Raw genomic sequence first — 854 nt, 5'->3', positions numbered from 1 at the left:
ATGTTAAACAAGCAGCATTCAAGGGCTTTCATGGTCACCACAACGATAAGACAAACGATATTATTAACTGGATGATTTACCGATTAAGGCAAATTATGCACGATGATTTTGGAAGGAAAAATTGATGATAACAGATCAAATAGTCAATGAAATATACTGGGCGCCAAGCTTTGACCATGGCTATACTTATGGATCCCGAATTACCATCTCAGACATGGATGTTGTAACCTTGTCTAATCCTTTGATTGCATTTGGTAAGTCGTTAATGACTTGGACGACAGCAATGAATTGGCAATCATCAAAAGAAGTTTCACAATTACCGATTCTCCAATTTGGTCAAAAATATCAAATTACTGTTTTGGCAGATTTTGAGCCAGCAAATTCAGTAATTGTTCGTTTAACTTTTTTTGATCTTCAAGGCGAGGAAATTAAACAACTTAATTTGGTTGATCAGGTTAGTGAATTTACTTGTCCGCCAGATACGGTTGATTATCAGCTGGAATTAATTAATGCTGGTTGTGTTGGTTTAACTTTTCGACGGGTAGAAATTGGCCCTGCAGAATTACCACTTGAAGCTAATGATGATTTATGGCTACAAGAACCCATTAATGATCAAGAAGATAATCAATTGAAGCCAATCAACTTATTAGTTATTGGTGGTGGTAAGCGGATGAAGCGTACCTATCGGCAACTGGGTCCACTTGCTGGGAATTTGCCGGTACAAAGTTTATTGGTTGCCTGGCAGTCTCGAGATGATGTTAGTCAACATTTGGAAGACTTATTGCTGAGTAATCACGTGGATAATGTTCATCTCATTAGTAGTGAGCCACGGTTTGATCGGGCTGTTGTGAATG

General features: G+C 38.2%; 1 protein-coding gene. It reads left to right on the top strand.

Annotated elements, in window-relative coordinates:
• Window positions 1-124 precede the first annotated feature (124 nt).
• Window positions 125-854, top strand: a 730-nt coding sequence (gene asp3, locus ACFIK0_RS09290) for an accessory Sec system protein Asp3 (protein WP_375663895.1), incomplete at its 3' end; no start/stop codon positions are given.

This window comes from Bartonella sp. CL63NXGY, from assembly GCF_042194905.1.
GTDB lineage: Bacteria > Pseudomonadota > Alphaproteobacteria > Rhizobiales > Rhizobiaceae > Bartonella.
Note: the sequence above shows the minus strand (reverse complement) of the source record. Positions and strands in the feature narration are given on the sequence as shown.